A 15,003-nucleotide genomic window follows, 5' to 3' on the forward strand; every position below is an offset into this window, starting at 1 on the left:
ATTTTTTTATTGTTTGCTAATTGGCTGTAAAGTAGGCAAATATGTTTTTAATGACAGGATATATGATTTTAATACTTCAGCACTAAATAACCCGTTTTGCGCTGCAGCCCTTTTTCGTCCCGATATTCTACCGAATAGAAATAAGTGCCCGGCTGCATTTTTTTGCCACTGCCGGTATGCCCGTCGAATGACCTTGAACCGTCATAACCCTTCATTTCGTACACCATTGCACCGCTTTTATCTATGATGCTTACCTTATTATCCGGATAGGCCGCTAAGCCATCAATGGTAAGCATATCGTTTATACCGTCCCCGTTTGGCGATACCGCCTGGCGCACCACTATGTCTGGGTGGGTGTTTATAGTTTCATCCTTAGTAACAATGCCCACCGTTTTAAAGGTGTTGTTGGTGGAGGCGATAAGCGACGATGCTTTGGTAACAGTGATGTGGTAAGTGCGCGTAGTAACCCCGTCCTCGGCAGTTACTACAGTGGTAAATACAGTTGGCCCGCTGCTGTTTAACGGCAGGAAGCCCGAAGTGCCCGATGGCGTTATTACACCATCTACCCTAATCACTGCGTTTGTATCTACGGCAATTGCTTTTTGCCTTACGCTGGTTGTGCCGGCGCTTACCGTGTAGAAATAGTCGGTCCCGACAGGGTTGCTGGTGTAATGCCCCCTATCAAGGCTGATGGTTGACAGGAAGGCGTTGTTATTGCCGTTTTTGCTGACAACGATGGTATAGGTTTTGGTATTGCCAAGCGGTGCCGTTACCACGGTTGTTATAGTAGTGGTGCCCGTTGGGTTTAGCGTTATAGCCGGCGATGGCGTGCCCGAAACCAATGTGTATGTGCCGTTCAATTCGATGCTTGCATTCGGGTCGCTGGCAATTACGGTTAAAGTAAGGTTGGTAGTGCCCGCGCTTACCGACGTAGTGTAAGTATTCAGCGCAGTACTTGTACTATCTTTAACCAGCGTTGGTTTGGTGCTTAATACCTGCGACACCAGATTTGCATCGGTAGAGCCCCCTTTGCTGATGGTGATCACATAGGTTTTGGTAGCACCCCCTGCTGCGGTAACAATAGTAGTAATATCGGTAGTGCCGGTGCTGTTAAGCATAATTTGCGGCGATGGCGCACCTGATACAACAGGCATGCCATTTACGGTAATAGTGGAGGTGGAATCATCGGCGATAGCCGTTTGTACCACGCTGGTAAATGTTGGGTTTACCGATGCCGTAAAGGTATTCAATGCACCGGTTGTAATGCCCTTTATCAGCAACGACTTAGTGTTAAGCCTTAAAGTAGTGAGGTTTGCGTTTCCTGAGCCCGTTTTGCTGATAGTGATCTCGTAAGTTTTTGTGGTTGTGCCATCTGGTGCTGTTACCACGGTAGTGATTACCGTTGTGCCGGTAGGGTTAAGCGCGATAGTGCCCGATTGCGCGCCCGAAGCTACCGTTGTGCCGTTAACCGTCATGGTAGCTGCCGCATCGCTGGCCACCGAAGTTAGCTTAACGCTGGTGGTTGCCATGCTTACCGTTGCCGTATATGTATTCAGCTCGGTTGAAGTAACTACTTTGGTAAGCGCCGATTTGGTATCCAGTTCCTGCGAAAGCAGGTTGGCATCGCTGGAGCCGGTTTTGCTGATTGCCACCTGGTAGGTTTTAGTGGCGCTGTTTGGCGCGGTAACCACGGTTGTTATGGTGGTTGTACCAGTTGGGTTAAGGGCTATAGGTGCCGACTCTTCGCCGCTGGCGGTTGCTATGCCATTTATGGTGAGCGTGGCCGATGGGTCGGTAGTAAATGCCGATAATTTTACGCTGGTTGTTCCTGCGCTTACGGTAGCACTGTAAGTATTAAGCGAACTGCCGGAGGATAGCGGTGTAATAACCGATTTGGTATCTAAACGCTGCGTTGCCAGGGTTGCATCGCCTGCTGCGGCCCGTTTCACATTTACGGTGTAGGTATTAGTGGCAGAGCTATCCGGTGCCAGTACGGTCACCGCGATGGCATTATCGCCAACGCTCAGCGGTACGCTAACAGCCGAACCGGATGTTGCGGGGCTGCCGTTCACTTTTAGGTAAGCGCCAATATCATCCAACGTAGCGGTAAGGTTCAACGATGCGGTGAGGTTGCTTACTACAGGCGCAGTGTAATCATGCACCACGGGGTTAAAGTATGGCGACAGGCCGCCGGTGCTTACAGCCAGGTTGTATAACTTGTTATTTGAAGTAGCCGGAAGGCGGGTGATTTTGATAGCGTAATTGCGGACATCGCCGTTAGGTGCGGTCACTTCTATATCCACCTGGTTTAAGCCATAATTTAAAGTCACGTTTTGGGGGGTGCCACTGGCAACCACGTCCGCGTAAACCTTTATAGTTGCTTCCGGGTCCTCGGCTGTCGGCGTTATATCCAGAGATGAAACGTTGGGGCCAACCGTGCTGTTATAAACATACGTTCCGGTGGTAAACAAAGGGTTTAAGGGGGTGCCTTCGCTAAGCGTTAGGTTTTCCAGGTAATTGTTGCTGGATATAGCACGGGTTACAGTTACCACATAAGTTTGTGTACTGATACCCCCGGGAGTGGTAACTACCACGGTTATGGTATTTGCGCCATGCGCCAAAGGCACGGCAATAAAACCGCCGGTCGTTACCGAATTCCCGTTAACTGTGACGGTAGCTGCCGGGTCAAATAATTCGGGTTTTACCCGGGCGGTATCAATATTGTAATTAACGTCAACATTGTAATGATGTATCCCTGCGTCAAAGTCTGGGATTTCAACATTGTTTAATGACAGGCTTTGCAGGCTGCTACTGGTTGGTCCAGGGAGCCTGGTTGCAACAATGGTGCGGGTGAAGCTGAGCGAGCCACTGGTGATCACAACAGGAATAGATGTGTTGCCCACACCTAAAGCAACATTAACAGTTGGTGAACCGGAAGTAACGGTAGTGCCGTTAATGGTTAGCGTAGCACCTGCATCTGCCGCCACCGCGCTCACATTAATATTGGTTACAGAATTCACCACGGTATCTGCATATGTGGAAGTATTTTGCTGGAATGCAGGGCTTAGTGCACCCTTGCTTACTGTAAAACTGGTGAGTTCGAGTTCCTCCGGTAGATTGCGCGGTAAATAAATGTTGTAGGTGCGGTGTTCGCCGTTTGGCCAGGTTACTTCTATGGGATATATGTTTTGGCCTATGCTTAAATGCGCTGTAAAATACGGTGCTGATGGAGTAATCGGTGTGCCGTTATAGGTGATGGTAGCGCCCGGATCGCCAACGGATGGCCTTATATTAATCGTATCCTGGTCGAAGTTTGGATTCCCGGTATAGCTATAAGAAGAACCGTTGTGGCTAAATTCGGCAAACACATTTGGTGTAAACGTTACATGCAGGGCTGCCGCCATTGCCTGTGCGCGATGGGCAACTACCGTATAAGTTTTTTTTGTAACGCCATCTGGCGCGGTTACTTCAATTTTAAATATATTATCCGCCTCATCTAATACTGAGCTGGCGAGGCCTCCCGATGCTACAGGTACGCCATTTACTTTAATGGTGGCATTAGGGTCGCTTACCGTTGGTACTAAATAAATAAAGCTATAAACATCGCCGCTATTAGTGACAGTAATGGTATACTTTAACGAATCCTTATTGAATGTTTGCCCCAACTTATTATTCCTTACTTCTAAATTTGCAAGATTTGCGTTGGATGAAGGGATGTTGATAGTAATCAGGGCAGAATCTACCGCGCCCGATGCATTATAAGCATATACTGTAAAATTCCCCTTGAAGCTACTTACCGGTGTACCGCTGATGATGCCGGTGTTATTGTCAAAACGCAAGCCATCTGGCAATATTTTATCAATATGGTAACCGCCGGTTGGCGCTATTTTCTGTAAATAAACGGTAGTGCTTACGCCCGGGTTTGCCGAAGTGGCCAGGTACATATTTCCTTTGGGGTCCAAGGTAACGCTTTGTAAAAGACTGGTGCCAGGCGAAAGGCCGCTTACTAAAGTAGTCAGCGTACTTCTGTCGGGTGCCAGTTGTCTTACCACGGTTTTGCCGGCGATATACAAATTGTTACCCGGATCTGTGGCTATCCAGTTAGGGCTGGTAAAGCCCGATTTGATGAGGATAGGCGTTGCCTTTTGCGCTTTTACCTGGTAAAGCTTACCATCAGTAGCGTTAACCAGATACATATTTGCATCCAAATCAAGCACCAGGTGTTTATAATCCACTCCTTTGCTAAGTATGTTTATCACGGTAGATCCGTTATGCCGGTAGATAGAACTCGTACCCTCAAAATAAACGTTCCCCTTTAAATCAGGTACCGTACCATTGCTAGCTACGTTGTAGTTTTTTACAGCCCCCCCGCTTACAGGGATTTTCTCTGCAGACCCTGAAGCCGTATATATGTTCCCCGCTGTGTCAAGCATCAACCTGGTAACGTTGAGGGGGCTGGTGCGCAATAAGATACTGCTGCCCCCTGTTATCGGTGTTTTTGTCACAAGTTTACCTTCTGCATGGTACAGGTAACCCTTACCATCTATTACAAAGCTGTAATTTGTATAAGCTTGTGTGGCTATTGTATCCTTGTGCGTACTGTAACCTTGCGGTGACACGTTGCTGCTGGTAGGCGCAAGGGTAACAGGTGTGCCCACCGTAAATGTATGCACGCCGCTGCCGTAACTTACGCTTGGCGTTTGTGCAAACAGCGCGTTAGTTATCGTAATCATCACAAACAAAATCAGCATCTGCCGAAATAATAATTTAGCAGGCACTTGAGCGTTAACCGGGAAATAAAGCTTTTTCATAGGATTAGGTTTTGAAGGCATTTGGTTATAACTAATTGGTAAAGAAACCGTAAGCGGTTAAGTAAAGGTAAAAAAAGAATATTTACTGAAACGAAATATTGCCCTATGGAATTGTAACAAAACCACGACAAAGCAATAAGGCCGCGAAAGCTGGTGACGCCGCTCTAAAGTCAAGAAGGCCCTTGGGGCTAAACGTCGGTGGCATTGATTTACAAAAGGCATTTGGATACCATTACCACGGCTGGCAAAGCTGGAATTTTCTGGAAATTTATAGCTAAACAGGTGCCATTTATTAGAAAAAGCTGGAAATTTTTTATCAGTTCGGGCACCTGAATTTAAGCAAAAACAGCCATTCCATGTAAATGATGCCCTTTTACGACTATAGAGAAAAGACCATAAAAAAGCGTAAAAACACCGAAATAACTCCGAAAAACACAGATACAAGGGGCTTAAAATCTCAAAAACATTCTTATTTTTAGCAATACCAATTAACCCGATACGTGAGGCACGGCATTGCTGCTATTTTATTTTTAGTGATTTTTTATGCCGATGCTGCGTTGGGCAGCGCTGGTAAGGGGTGCCCTCTTGCCTCAAAATTTCCATCGGCTCTAACCTTAACCGATACCACAAAAAAAGACAAACCTAAAAAAATAAACGGCTGCACTGTTATTGGCAACTTAACCGGCACTACCTGCATTGGCAGCACGCTTACCGCCACGGCAACCGAACCCATAGCTTCGGTAGAGTGGATATTCGAAAACGGTACCTCGCTGGCCAAACAAACAACAGCACCGTTTACCTACACCGGGGATGTTGCCGGCACCTATTACGTGAAGATAATTACAGTTGGCGGTTGCGTGGTAAACTCCAATTCGGTAACTATAACTAACCTTAAGGTGCCGCTTATCGTTATCTCTACCCGTTCCAATGTTGTTTGTGCTGACTATCCCGACCCTGTTTTTAACGCGGCACCAACTTATAATGGCGAGTTTCCGAGTTATCAATGGAAAGTGAACGGCCTAAACTCCGGCCCGCCCCGCACAACGCTCGCACCATTTTCGCCCACAGGCTTAAAAAAAGGGGATAGGGTAACCTGCGAAATGACCAGCAGCGATAACTGCATCACCACGCCAGTAGTAGAAAGCACCCCGATTATTATAGACGATATACCGGTAGAAAATCCCGAGGTCACCCTTGCGCTAAACACGGCCAAGCCCTGCGAAGGCACGCCGCTAAGGTTCACCGCTACACCCGTAAACGCAGGCGATGCACCCGCCTATCAATGGTATGTAAACAATACTGCTGTTACCGGGGCTTTGGCAAGTACGTTTACTTCCGCCACTTTGAAAGACGGCGACATGGTAACCTGCAGCGTGGTAAGCAATGCCAAAATATGCCAGGTGTCGCCTGTGGGCATAAGCCAGCCCTTTGTGGTGCAACACATCCCGCTGGTTATGCCGGAGGTAAGCATAGCAGCAAATACTACAGTGGCCACAATAGGTACGGCGATAACCTTTACAGCAAGTATAAAAAATGGGGGAACCAACCCGCAGTATCTGTGGAAAGTGAATGGAGCGGAAGCGGGTTTGGGCAATGCGGTATTCACCAGCTCGGCCTTTAAAAACGGCGACCAGGCAACCTGCACGCTGATAAGCAATGCCGATTGCACGGCATCAAATACAGTTACCTCCGCAGCGGTTGCGGTGCAGATAAATGTTCCGGTGGTGGCATCAAGCCCAAATGTATTTACACCCAATGGCGATGGCGTAAACGATACCTGGGCCTTCCCGGGGCAACAGGCATATCCCGATGCAAGGCTAAAGATTTACAACCGTAACGGGCAAATGGTGTTCCATACAATGGGGAACGCCGGGGCGTGGGCCGGTGCAGATGATAGCGGCGTGGCATGCCCCGGCGGGGTATATTATTACCTGGTGAACCTGGCGGCCGGTAAAGTTATCTCCGGTGCGGTTACCATAATCAGGTAAGTAAACTTAAACGGTTGCTTTTTCGGCTTTGGGCTTAGCTGGTGCGGCTTTTGCCACTTTCGGCGCTGCCGGTTTTGCAGGCTCGGGTGCCGGTGCTGCAACAGTCGCGGTTTCGGCGGTGGCCGCAATAGCAACTTTATCTACCTTAATTTCGGCAGAAAGTTTTTTGGCTAATGTCTTAGCGCTTTTTTCTATCTCTTTGGTGATTTTTTTAGATGTTACGCCCAGTTTTTCGGCCGCATCTTTCAATTGAGCGGTAAGAGAGGCCTGGATGGTTTTGGTTGTGCTTTTTTTGGCTGATTTAACCAGTGATTTCAGTTTATCTTTTTTCATAGCTGCAAATTATGCCGCAAAGATAGATGAAGAATAGGTTAATTCCATGTTATCATTATGTTAACCGCGCACGGGGTTGTTAACATTGGGTGGTTTTATGGCCTGATATACAACTATTTATTTTTGATGATGATGCTCTCTATCACCACGGTAGCGTGCTCGCACTTGTCGGTAGTACGCTCCAGCGCGGCCAGTATCTCGGTGTATTTAATAAGTTCTACGGAGTTCTTTTCGGTAGACATTACCGCGCTAACCGCCTTCGCCGAAACTACGTCGGCATAGTGCTCCAATTGTTTTATTTTATTGCAGTTCTCTTTTATCTCATCCGAGTTGTTCAAATTGCTAAGGCCTGTTACGGCGGCTTGCAGCTCCTTGCAGCTTTCGATGATGATACCGGATAGCTCTTTGATAGCAGGGGTAGCTAATTCCGACTGGAACAAATTGAACCTGCGGGATGAGATGTGGATATAATCGCAAATGTTATTGATGGACGAAGCCAGCGCATACATATCGCTGCGTGCGAATGGCGATACGAAAGCCTTTGCTGAAGCAAGGTAGACCTTATGTTTGGTTTCGTTGCCGTTTTGCTTAAGGCGGCTTATCTGACTAAGTTCCAGATGGTGATCCGCAACTTCGCTGCTTACCATCTTGAACAGCAACTCTGCCATTTGCACATTGATTGAGCAAGATTGGTCGAACAAATCGAAGAAAGCTTTTTCTTTGGGCACGAATAACTTACGGAACGCTGAAACCATATATTGTGGAATTTGAGCAAACGTACAAAAATGGATATTAAGCTAATGTTAATCTTAGGTTTAATGTTTACAAATAGCCATAGTTTTACACGCCGGGGATGAATATCTCTATTTGGGTGCCTTTTAAGCGTTCGCTATGCACCTGCATCTTGCCATCTAACAGGTTTACGCGGGCCGCAATGTTCTTCCATCCGATGCCTTTTGATTGATTTATCTTTTCGGTATCGAAGCCCTGCCCGTTATCGCGTATGGCCAGGGTAAGGTTGTCCTGGTTCTTTACGATGTCGATATCGATAAGCGTCGCTCCTGCATGCTTTATCATATTATTCAGCACCTCCTGCACAATACGGTATATGGATAGCTGGTTGGGCTGGGCAAACTGGTAGGTGCGTACCTCATCGGGCAAGGTAAGCGCAACTTCGGTTTCGCCGGCAAGGTTTACCTTGTCGCAAAGCTCCTGCAAGGCGGCAAACAGGCCAAAATTAAGACCCTCGGGTATCAGGTTATGCGATATGTGGCGTACTTCGGCTATGGTTTTATCAACCAGGTCCAGCGCGTTATTGGCTGCGGGTTCTTCCGGATGCTGGTATTGCAACACCGATATGTTCATTTTTACTACCGATAACATCTGGCCTATGCTATCGTGCAAATCGCGGGCAATGCGTATGCGTTCCTTCTGCTCGCCCTCAAAAAGCGATTTTGTGGCAATCTCCTGCTGTTTAAATACCTCTGCCTGCAACCGTTTTTCCTGCTTGTGCTTGTTATTGCGTATGATGAGGTAAGCCACAAATGCGCCCAGCACCAGTAACAATACCGAGCCGTACAGCCAATAGTTTTTGCGTGTAATTTCAAACTGCTGCTGCTGTATCAGCTTTTGTTTCCGTTCGGTTTCGAATTTTATATTCAGCTCTGATAGCTGGCGGGTATTATCCAGGTTGATGAACTGGTCTTTAGCAGTAGCGAATAAGCGGTGGTATTTCAGGGCATTTTGATAGTCGCCGTTTTTGTCGTAGGCATCGGCCATGCTTTCATAAGCGGTTTCTATTATCTCGAGCGCGTTTATCTTTTTGGCAAGCTGCAGGCTCTTATCGCAGTACTCCAGTGCTTTTTGCTGGTTGCCCATTTGGGTGTAAAGGCTGCCGATGTTGTTGTAAGTGGCGGCCATCATCCATTCGTCGCCGGTTTTTGAGGATAGGGCTATAGCCTTGAAATTATAATCGAGCGATGCGGCGTAGTTCTTCTGAAATTTATAAACGATGGCCACATTGCTTAGCGCCATGGCTATTTTTGCCGGGATGTTTTGTTTGGTGTAAACATCGAGCGCGTTTTTGTAAGCAGCAATGGCTTCGTTATACTTTAGTTGCTGTTCATACACAATGCCCTTGTTGTTCTGGCAGTCGGCCACCAATTCGGCCTCATTAATATCCAGGGCTATTTTTTCAGCATTATTATAATAACTCAACGCATCGTTGAACTTTTTCCAGCTGATGTATAAGGCGCCTATGCCTTTGTAGATATGTGCTGTGGCGCTTTTGTCGCCAACTTCATCGGCTTTTTTAAGGGCCTTTTGGTATATCTGCAGCGAACGCACGTTTGCGCCCTTATCGGCATACATGCGGCCCAGCGTAATTTGCGAATTTACGTAAGCTTTGTCGTTGTGGGTTTGTGTGGCGGCCTGCGCAACCTCGTTCAACAATGTTTCGGCGGTATCGGCAACGCCTTTTTTTAGGTAAGCCTTGGCGGCATCCATTTTAAGGGCAAGGTTATCGGGCTGGTTTTTCAGCTCGGCTAATAGCTGCGGCAAGGGCTTCGGTTGCGCAGCATTCTGCGGATATCCAAAAACAGGCACAAAAAGGAATCCCAGCGCGATGACTACAGCCCGCGCCTCTCCTTTAAACGAGAATTTCAGCATTTATCAGGAAATATAATTTCCGATAATATTACAGGTTATTTATTCAATATGAAATAGAAATACGCAGAAGGGGTTAACATTTATTACGCAGTCGCCGCTGCGTTTTTACTGTATTTGTTTCGATACTCCACGGGCGAAACACCGGTTATCTTCTTGAAGGTTTCGCGGAAGGCCTTGGTATCGGTATAGCCCACGTTGTACATTACCTCGTTCACGTTCTCCCGCAGAGTTTCCAGGCTCATCTTGGCAGCTTCGATGCGCACACGCTGCAGGTATTCAACAACGGTATTTGATGTTGCCTTTTTGAACCGGCGTTCCAGGTGGCGGCGGCTCATGGCCAGGGTTGATGCCAGGTGGTCAACCGTTATTTTTTCGGGATAATTCAACTCTATAAACTCCTGGGCTCTTTTGATGGCATCATCGTCATGGCTTTTTTGCCCATGGAAGATGATGAACAACGATTGACTGTTGCGCTCAATATCGATTTCGAACATTTTAGAGGAGGTGATGGCCATATCGCGGCCCGAGAGTTTTTCGATGAGGTAAAGCAGTAAATTGAGTGATGAGTATGCACCACCGCTGGTATAAATGCCGCCCTCATCGGTGATGATCTTATAGGGCATCAGGTTAACATCAGGGAACATGGTCCTGAACTCTGCGGCCGCCAGCCAATGCGTGGTGCAGTTGCGCCCTTTAAGCAAACCGGTCGAGGCCAGTATGAACGCACCGATGCATAAGGATACCACCTCGGCACCGCCTTTGTATTGTTTAATTATCCAGGGGATAAAATCCTGGTTGTCGCTTACTACTTTAGCCATATCGCCATGTACCGCAGGGATTACGATCATATCTGTTTTGATAACTTCGCTCAGCGTGTAATCGGGCTTTATCACAAACAGGCCATTGCTTAGCGTGGTTTCCTTGCTTAACCCAACCAGTTGTATCTTAAACAACGGCGCTTTGTTCATCCTGGCGAAGGCATTGTTCACCTCGGTAAACATCTTATACGTCGATTCGATATTGCTTAAGCTTACATTGCCTTGCGGTATAAGGATTGATATGTGTTTCATGGTATCAAAAATAAGTGGAAACATCGTCGCAATCAACCCCTTATAATGTCGTAATAGCACCCTGCAGCTTAGGCAGATGCGCTGCACCTTTGTATTGTTAGCTCATACTGATGATAGAAGTTTTTAAAACGGATGTGGATGATTGGAGCCGGTCGCGTATGCTGATGGGTTTGATTGCCGCGCGTTTTTCAGTTTGTCGGGTAAACTTCGACCTGGAAGACTGCGACCGCGTGCTGCGGGTTGAGGGCGATACCTTCTGCCCCAACGGTGTCATCGAACTATTGAAGCAGAACGGCTGCCAGTGCGAAATACTTATTTAAAACCTATATATTTATTTAACCAAAATTATAAGTCATGCCAAAAGTTAATGCATACATCGGGTTTAGTGATACCTGTCGCGAAGCGATGACCTTTTACAAAGATATTATTGGCGGCGAACTGGCGCTACAGGTAGTGGGCGAATCGCCGATGGCAGAGATGTTCCCGGCCTCGCACCAAGATAAGATACTGCACGCCAGCCTGGAAAGCCCGGAATTTACGCTGAACGGCACCGATTTGCCCGGCAATAACCAGGCAATAGGCTCGGGCAACGTCCGGCTGATAGTCAGTTGCGATACCAAAGCCGAGATGCAAAATATCTTTGATAAGTTAAGCGAAGGCGGCAAAGTTACCCACCCTTTAATGGAGTTTTTTGCAGGCACTATGGGTAACCTCACAGACAAATTTGGGGTGAACTGGGGTGTTTTTAGTTCAGAAAAATAATTACCTTTCCCCGTATAAAGCCCCCTGTTAATCATGAGCATTATCCTTATCATCTTAGCTATTATCATAGCGGTAATAGTTATTGTATTGTTGGCCGCAGCCTTTACCAAAAACGACTACGCTGTGGAGCGGCAGATTACCATAAATAAGCCGGTATCGCAGGTTTTTGGGTATGTTAAGTACCTTAAAAACATGGATAACTACAATAAATGGGTAATGCGCGACCCCATGGCCCGCAAAGACTATCGCGGCGAGGACGGCACCGTAGGCTTTGCCTACGCCTGGGATGGCGATAAACAGGCCGGGCAGGGCGAACAGGTAATTACCAAAATAGAGGATGCTCAAAGGATAGATGTGCAGATAACCTTTATACGCCCATTTGCAGCGGTTTCAGATTCATATATGATAACCGAACCTACCACAGATAACACCACGGTGGTAAAATGGGGTTTCGCCAGCAAAATGCCTTACCCCATGAACGCTATACTGATTTTTATGGATATGGGCGAAATGTTGGGGAAGGACCTTAACGAAAGCCTGCAAAACCTGAAGCAAATCATCGAAAACCAACCGTAAAAAACACAGGTTTTTGCGCAGGTTTTTGTCCAGTTTTATTTTACAGAAATGTTGAACAAATCTGATGAAATTGAGCCGGCCCCGGACAAGTGTACATGCCGTTTGTTCGCTCTTTCACAGGCTTAAATTCGCCAAAAAACCTTAAAAAATCCGAGTTTTTCCGAGCTTTTCGGAGTTTTGCTTGCCTTTTTTGGCCCTTTTTTGGCTTTTTCCGTCAAATAGCAAAAACGACTAAATTTGCATGGAAAGGCGGTTTATAGCTAATCGCTGCGTTTTTGGGCGCAGAAAAATTTCCAGCTTTTTCCAGCTTTTGCGCAGAGTTTAGCTATAACTTTCCAGCTTTTTCCAGGCCTGTTTACGCTGACAAAAGCATCCTAATGCCCTGTGTTGATCATTGCCTCCGGCGTTAAAGCGATTTGATTTTTTGGCCCCAGCCTGCGCTTGTTTGCCATGGCCAGCCTTATATTTGCCCCGTTATGATGATGAGTGCGGGTACCCCTTTTAATTTCCTGGATCAGGATTTACTATTGCTGCCACAAAAGGCTATTTACTGGCAACAGGAAAAGGCCCTGATTGCGGCCGACGTGCATTTGGGTAAGGTGGGGCACTTCCGTAAGGCGGGGATTGCTGTACCGAGGGACATGGAGCAGGACGACCTGGCCATGCTATCAGACCTGATTGCCGAGCATCGGCCAGAGAAAATCATCTTCCTGGGCGACCTGTTCCACAGCGACCTGAACGCCGATTGGGATTGGTTTGTGATGTGGCGCAGGCAGTTCCCCAAACTGCAGATCATACTGGTGAAAGGGAATCACGATATTATCCACGACCGGCATTACCTCGATCTGGATGTCGTACTGACAGAAGAATTGAGCGTAGGTCCCTTCCTGATGCTGCATCACCCCCTCGCCGACCCGAACATACGCCCCGAGGGCGGCTACGTTTTATGCGGGCATATTCACCCCGGTGTAAACCTGGTAGGGCGCGGCAGGCAAAGCATTACGCTGCCTTGTTTCGCTTTCGGAAAAAACCAGGCTATACTCCCATCGTTTGGTAAATTCACCGGGAAAGTGGCCATCCGCAGCCAGAAAAACGACAGTATATTTGGGGTGTTGAAGGATAAAGTTATCGCTATAGGTTAGGTTTAAGTCGAAAGTCTTTAGCCTAAAGTCCAAAGTACATCAATAGAATTCTATCTCTTTACTTCAGACTTACGACTTTTTAACTCACTTCTTACGCAAATAATCGTGCACCTCGGTATCTATCTCGCCGAAAGGAACGTTAGCTTTTATCATTTTCCAGTTTTTATCTAACAGGCAGTACGTTGGCAGGCTTTTTATTTCCCATGCCGTAACGTTTGGCGATGCATCGCCTTTGCCATCGCTTAACTGGATAAAAGGCGCGTTATCTTTCTTAATAGCCGCTAGCCAATCGCTCGTTTTATCTGCTATGGCTACGCTTATAATGGCCAGTTTCGCATTATCTGCGGGGGTTAATATAATGCCCTGCACCAGCCTGGCGTGCGTCATATCGCTGGTGCCGTTGCCCGGTTTCCAAAATTCTACCAGGATGATTTTCTTGTTGATGGTCTTTTTATCGAACGGTTTCCCGGCCAGGGTGCTGCCTACAATTTCGGGCGCATCGGCACCGGCAATTTGTTGTAGCACAGGGCCAAGCTTGTTGCTTATTTTGAGGCCATCGTCGCTCGTTTTAACATCGGCAGGCAGTTTCTGAAAAATGGCATTGTACTCTTCCGGGTGCTCGGGGAAGTAGGCCTGCGCTATAACGTGCGCGCCGATGGTGGCCTTGGGGTATTTATCTGTGTATTCTTTGATGATTTTAAGGTCCAGGTCGCGGCGCTGGCGTTGCAGTTCGCGGGTGTCTGCGTAAACTTTCGCGCGTTTATCTGCCGGGAGTGCCCTGGCGGCACTGGTTTGCAGGTAACGGATGGCCTGGTCTATCTTGCCATCCAAATCGCCGGCGTAGGTATTGGCGATTTTATAATAATCGGATAATTCTTTTTGCGTAGCCGATGTGGTAGTAACCATCGGATAATCAGCCGGTTTGGCTGTATTGGCATTCACCACGTAATCGCCGTTTTCCAGGTATATATCGTAAGCTATCTTAGAGGTAATGGGCTTGTCGCTATCTATAACCGTTAGGGTATAATAGCCAGGCGCCTGCAGGCCTTTGTTAATAATCAACTCGCCGTTTTTGAGCTGTTCGTTGAATGTTATTTCGTTAGCCTGTTTTAATATCACCACGCCGTTGTTTATGCCGTTGGCTTTTATGGTGAGGTTTAGTTTAGGGGTATCTTTGCAGGCAGACAGTAATAATATGAGGGATGCGGTTGCTGTATAAAGTATTTTCATGCGTGTGGTTTAGCCTTGCTAAATAAGCGAAAATAATGCACCTGTCAAAAAAATCAATAACAACAGATTGTAAAATTAATATGGCGTAGGTGTTTAGTATACGTTGTGCCTATTTTACCGCAAAGTGCACAAAGAAAAAACGCAAAGAGACACAAAGCTTTGCAGGTGGTTATATTTATCGCTCGACGTTAAAACAAGCTAATTCACTTAAAAAAGGATGTTTTAAAACTTTTCGATCTTAGCGCCTCGCGTGAAAATAATCTGCCATTAACAAGGCTTTGCGCCCTTTGCGCTCACCAATCAGCAAATCTTTGAGTTCTTTGCGGTAAAATAACCGTTGACATTGTGGTCGATTTTACCGCAAAGAGAAAAACGCAAAGGTCACAAAGAGGGAAACACAAAGAGCACAGAGCCAAACGTTATT

The 15,003-nt window shown here is 47.0% G+C and carries 11 protein-coding genes; 5 read left to right on the top strand and 6 right to left on the bottom strand.

The annotated features are described in order from the left end of the window. Window positions 1–68: 68 nt before the first annotated feature. Window positions 69–4,811, bottom strand: coding sequence for a cadherin-like beta sandwich domain-containing protein (locus tag AC1DYT_RS25300; RefSeq protein ID WP_477472277.1), 4,743 nt, complete (start codon window positions 4,809–4,811; stop codon window positions 69–71). A gap of 500 nt (window positions 4,812–5,311) precedes the next feature. Here AC1DYT_RS25300 and AC1DYT_RS25305 point away from each other — a divergent pair, with 500 nt between their 5' ends. Next, on the top strand, window positions 5,312–6,799 hold the full coding sequence (locus AC1DYT_RS25305; protein WP_477472278.1) for a gliding motility-associated C-terminal domain-containing protein: 1,488 nt from the start codon (window positions 5,312–5,314) through the stop codon (window positions 6,797–6,799). Window positions 6,800–6,805: 6 nt separating this feature from the next. Here AC1DYT_RS25305 and AC1DYT_RS25310 read toward each other — a convergent pair whose 3' ends face one another. The 4 genes from AC1DYT_RS25310 to AC1DYT_RS25325 all read right to left on the bottom strand — a co-directional run bounded on the left by AC1DYT_RS25310 (window position 6,806) and on the right by AC1DYT_RS25325 (window position 10,869). Continuing rightward, window positions 6,806–7,132 (bottom strand): hypothetical protein, encoded by a 327-nt coding sequence (locus AC1DYT_RS25310; protein WP_477472279.1) that lies wholly within the window; start codon window positions 7,130–7,132, stop codon window positions 6,806–6,808. Between the two features lie 113 nt (window positions 7,133–7,245). After that, the gene (locus AC1DYT_RS25315) at window positions 7,246–7,887 is read right to left on the bottom strand and encodes a DUF47 domain-containing protein (RefSeq protein WP_477472280.1); all 642 of its coding nucleotides are present in this window, start codon (window positions 7,885–7,887) and stop codon (window positions 7,246–7,248) included. An 85-nt stretch (window positions 7,888–7,972) separates the two neighbouring features. Continuing rightward, on the bottom strand, window positions 7,973–9,799 hold the full coding sequence (locus tag AC1DYT_RS25320) for a tetratricopeptide repeat-containing sensor histidine kinase (RefSeq protein WP_477472281.1): 1,827 nt from the start codon (window positions 9,797–9,799) through the stop codon (window positions 7,973–7,975). An 83-nt stretch (window positions 9,800–9,882) separates the two neighbouring features. Continuing rightward, window positions 9,883–10,869 (bottom strand): GlxA family transcriptional regulator, encoded by a 987-nt coding sequence (locus AC1DYT_RS25325; protein ID WP_477472282.1) that lies wholly within the window; start codon window positions 10,867–10,869, stop codon window positions 9,883–9,885. A gap of 110 nt (window positions 10,870–10,979) precedes the next feature. Between AC1DYT_RS25325 and AC1DYT_RS25330 the strand changes: the two genes are divergently transcribed. The 4 genes from AC1DYT_RS25330 to pdeM all read left to right on the top strand — a co-directional run bounded on the left by AC1DYT_RS25330 (window position 10,980) and on the right by pdeM (window position 13,349). Next, window positions 10,980–11,189: a hypothetical protein gene (locus AC1DYT_RS25330; protein WP_477472283.1), complete on the top strand. Its 210-nt coding sequence runs from the start codon at window positions 10,980–10,982 to the stop codon at window positions 11,187–11,189. 34 nt (window positions 11,190–11,223) lie between these two features. Beyond that, window positions 11,224–11,631 carry a VOC family protein gene (locus tag AC1DYT_RS25335; RefSeq protein ID WP_477472284.1) on the top strand — a complete coding sequence of 136 codons (408 nt, stop codon included), beginning with the start codon at window positions 11,224–11,226 and terminating at the stop codon, window positions 11,629–11,631. A gap of 33 nt (window positions 11,632–11,664) precedes the next feature. Next, complete coding sequence (locus AC1DYT_RS25340; RefSeq protein WP_477472285.1) at window positions 11,665–12,207, top strand: SRPBCC family protein; 543 nt, start codon at window positions 11,665–11,667, stop codon at window positions 12,205–12,207. A 476-nt stretch (window positions 12,208–12,683) separates the two neighbouring features. Next, window positions 12,684–13,349: a ligase-associated DNA damage response endonuclease PdeM gene (gene pdeM, locus AC1DYT_RS25345; RefSeq protein WP_477472286.1), complete on the top strand. Its 666-nt coding sequence runs from the start codon at window positions 12,684–12,686 to the stop codon at window positions 13,347–13,349. 84 nt (window positions 13,350–13,433) lie between these two features. Here the strand turns inward: pdeM and AC1DYT_RS25350 are convergent, their stop codons facing one another. Beyond that, on the bottom strand, window positions 13,434–14,579 hold the full coding sequence (locus AC1DYT_RS25350) for a TlpA family protein disulfide reductase (RefSeq protein WP_477472287.1): 1,146 nt from the start codon (window positions 14,577–14,579) through the stop codon (window positions 13,434–13,436). Between the last annotated feature and the right edge of the window lie 424 nt (window positions 14,580–15,003).

Source organism: Mucilaginibacter sp. P1_D10 (assembly GCF_056406215.1).